Here is a 3,493-nt window from a genome sequence, read left to right on the forward strand (position 1 = left end):
CCAACCGATCCAGAACGCCCAAGACCGCCTCCAGAAAGGCAGCCTCTAATCACACCATGGCCGTCTCGGGAATCCTTAGAGTCCACAGAACCTAGTGGGTCAGCTGGCTCGAGAGTGGCTGGTCTGGGCACTCGCCGGATGGCCACATCAGATGGCCATCGGATTGGCCCACCCTTCGAAGTGGAGCGGTGCTGCGTCTGCATGCTGGACACCTGCAAAGCCTGGCCAATCTCCTGGCCAAGCATCTTCGTGGGTGCGGGTTCAGAGGAACCAGCCATCCGTCTCGAGGGCCTCCGTGGAGTTGGGGCGCCCGAAGTCCTCCGTCACGAAGATGGCCGCGCGTCCGTTATAGTCGCCTTGCGTCAAACCGATCCCGATTTCGGTGTAGTTCGCATTCAGGATATTGGCCTTGTGGCCCGGACTGTTCATAAGGTTGTTATGCAGCTGCTGCACGTCGGCTTCGTCCAGCGTCGCCGCTCCGGACCCGCTGATGTAGGCGATGTTCTCGCCCCAGGCTGCTGCGCCGTAACCAGCTGCCTTGATGCGGTCGCCGACGGTGCTGCCATTGGCCCCGGTGTGCGAGAATACATCCGCGGCCAGCATCCAATCGCTATGCGCGCCCGCCGCCTTGACCAGCTCGACGTCGAAGGCGAGCGGTTTCGCCCCCACCTCAGCCCGCGACGCGTTCACGAGCTGCAGGAAGTATGCCTCCATCGATGTCACACCAGATTTGTCTGGGGCTGACGTTGGAGCGGTGCTGACTTCAGTGAAGCTGAATGCCGCGGTTCCGGCGCTCATCAGGTCCAGGTCGGCACCGCTGACCGCCTTGCCGTTGTAGGTTGCGCCCTCGACATAGAGATTGCGGTCGGCGGTCGGGGTTCCACCCCATGCGTCATTGAGAAATTTCACCTCCACCCGGTGGGCACCCGCGGCCCAATCACCCTTGAGGGTGAGGGTATCAGCAGCGCCCACTGAATGCAGAGCCGAGGCGGTGAAGGTGCCACCGATCTGACGGCCATCAATGCTGACGGTGTATTGGGCGTCGCCCTGGTAGTGATCCTGGGCGATCCTGAGGACGAGAGTGTCAGAGCCCGTGCCTGCGCTCAGGGACACTGGCAGCTTCGTCATAGGCGCCGGGGGGGGCGGGGTTGGTGCTTGGGTGATCTCGTCCGGTTCGGCCGCCTCGGTCGAGTTCGGACGACCGAAGTTCTCTGTGACCATCACCGTTGGACGGCCATTGTACTCACCCTGGACGAGGCCGATCCCGACTTCGGTGAAGTTGGCGCTCAGGATGTTGGCCTTGTGCCCCGGGCTGTTCATGAGGTTCGCGTGCAGCTGCCGCACGTCGGCCTCGTCCAGAGTGGCCGCTCCTGACCCACCGATAAGGGCGATATTCTCACCCCAGGTTGACGCCCCGTAACCCGCGGCGTTGATGCGGTCTCCTGGCGAACTCCCGTTGACGCCTGTGTGGGAGAACACGTCCTGCGCGATCATCCATTCGCTGTGGGTTCCGGAGGCACTGACCAACTCGCCATCGAAGGTGAGTGGTTTGACCCCCGCCTGCGCCCGCGACTGATTTACGAGTTGCAGGAAGTATGCCTCAAGGGCGGTTGGGATCACGGTGTCTGGCATGGGCTCCCACCTCGGTTGCTGTAGACCACACTCTTTAAGCGAGAGTTTTCTTGGTCTTGAACAACCATAAGTTTAGATAGCTGGGCGACTCAAGCGCTAATTTTTCGCAATGATCTTCCCCTGTCATGAGCTGAGACGTGGCTAGGCAAGCCCGCATCGGCGTTGGTTTGTTCTTACCGGCCGCCGTGGCTTGTCCAATTCGACCGACAACAGGCACCGTCAGGAATGTCGCGTCCCAAGGCAAGTGACCCACTAACTACACCGTGCCATGCCGCACGGGTCGAGACGGCGTCAGGCGGACAGCCGTTCCAGCCCCACCTGATCCGCGTCGACAGGACGCATACCACCCGCCTGCCACCAGGTGCGACGGCGACGTCGGCGTCGGGCTCGAGCGCTGCTGCTGCGTCGGTGGGGCGTGCAGCCTGTGGCGCCGCGGAGGTCACCGGAGAATGCGAGCACGGATGGGCCGCCGCAGCAGGGTCCGGTGGTGGGCACCGCCATCCGTCCTGGCAGGCGGCAATTCGGGATGGCGCGATGCTCCGCGGTCTTGCGGGTCCACACCGCCTCGGGCCCTGGACCCGCTGGTCAGCACCGAGGCCGCAGCCATCCGACACCAAGGCCCGGCATCCTGCCTGCACCGGCGTGGCGCCCGGCCAAGCCGCGATCGGTGCGGGACCAGGCTGCGCCCTGCGGGCGACGGGCCGTGCCGCCAGCTACCAACTCGTTACATCGCGGTTTTCGCCTAGGCCGCCCGGACGGTCATCGGCGCCGAGACTGAACAGATCGTAGGATCCATGCTCTCCCGGCAGGCGGTAATGCCAGGGCCGTTGCCAAGGATCCTGCAGCTGCTCGGTCTTGCGCACATAGGGGCCGTTCCACCGGGCCTGGCCGGTTGGCCGCTGCACCAGCGCCGCCAAACCCTCCTCGCGTGAGGGGTACCGGCCAACATCCAGCTGGAACAAATCCAGGGCCGAGGACAGCCCCTGGAGCTGCAGCTTGGCCGCATTGTGCCGGGCGCTGCCGAGGTAGCGCAGGGCTTGCGGGGCGGCGACCGCCGCGAGCATGCCGAGAATGGCCAGCACCACGAGCAACTCGATCAATGCGAAGCCATGCTGCGCTTCGCGCCCTGCCTTGCATCGCCTGTGCGCCATGCTGGAACATCCTCATCTCGCTGTGTCGTCGCCACGCCGCCTGCGTCCCTGACCGCGCTGTCATCGCCCTGATCCGCCGGGCGCGCCGGCGACAGCGACCAAGCGCAGCCAGGAAATGATAATGCCGGTCAAGTACAGAAGGCAGGCATCACGACATCATAAAATTCGATCACTATCGGTATTGCTTGCGGTCACGCCGGAAGACCGCAAATCACCAGCATCGGTTGTCCGTGGGCCAGGATGGTCTTCGTGTGGTCTCGCCGGTACTGCGACATAGGCCTCCCATGCCCAGGATCTCCAGGGGTCCTTGTGGCTGATGCTGCAGCGGCCCCGGCGAGCGCCCTGATGCGGTGGCGGCGGAGCGCTGCGTGGTCCTCGCCCGCACGGTGTCACGCCAGCACCGCAGGGTATCGGCGTCGCCCGGGCCACCCGCCTCCGCGCGGGTGGCCTCCACGGGAAAGCCCCGGATTGCTCCGGGGCCTCCAACTCGAACCAGGTGTTGCGTCGCGGTCCGCTGGCCAGTCAGCGGCTGGATGGTGTCAGGTCAGCAGCCAGTCAGCGGCGCCAGTCGACAGCCCCGCCGCAGCGTCGACCTCTTCGAAGACGAAGGTTTTGGCGCCCGGACCGTAGAGTGTGGCCGCGACACCGGGGACGCTGGCGTCGTTGAAGGTCAGGCTTTCCACCCGCAGATTGCGGTCGGCACTGGGCCC

At 64.9% G+C, this 3,493-nt stretch carries 2 protein-coding genes; both read right to left on the reverse strand.

Annotated features, from left to right (window positions below):
* Positions 1–261: 261 nt before the first annotated feature.
* On the reverse strand, positions 262–1,632 hold the full coding sequence (locus BLR02_RS28000) for a CAP domain-containing protein (protein ID WP_090571318.1): 1,371 nt from the start codon (positions 1,630–1,632) through the stop codon (positions 262–264).
* A 713-nt stretch (positions 1,633–2,345) separates the two neighbouring features.
* Positions 2,346–2,783 (reverse strand): type II secretion system major pseudopilin GspG, encoded by a 438-nt coding sequence (gene gspG / locus BLR02_RS28005; protein ID WP_090571320.1) that lies wholly within the window; start codon positions 2,781–2,783, stop codon positions 2,346–2,348.
* Positions 2,784–3,493 lie beyond the last annotated feature (710 nt).

It is taken from the genome of Belnapia rosea, assembly GCF_900101615.1.
Classification (GTDB): Bacteria; Pseudomonadota; Alphaproteobacteria; order Acetobacterales; family Acetobacteraceae; genus Belnapia; species Belnapia rosea.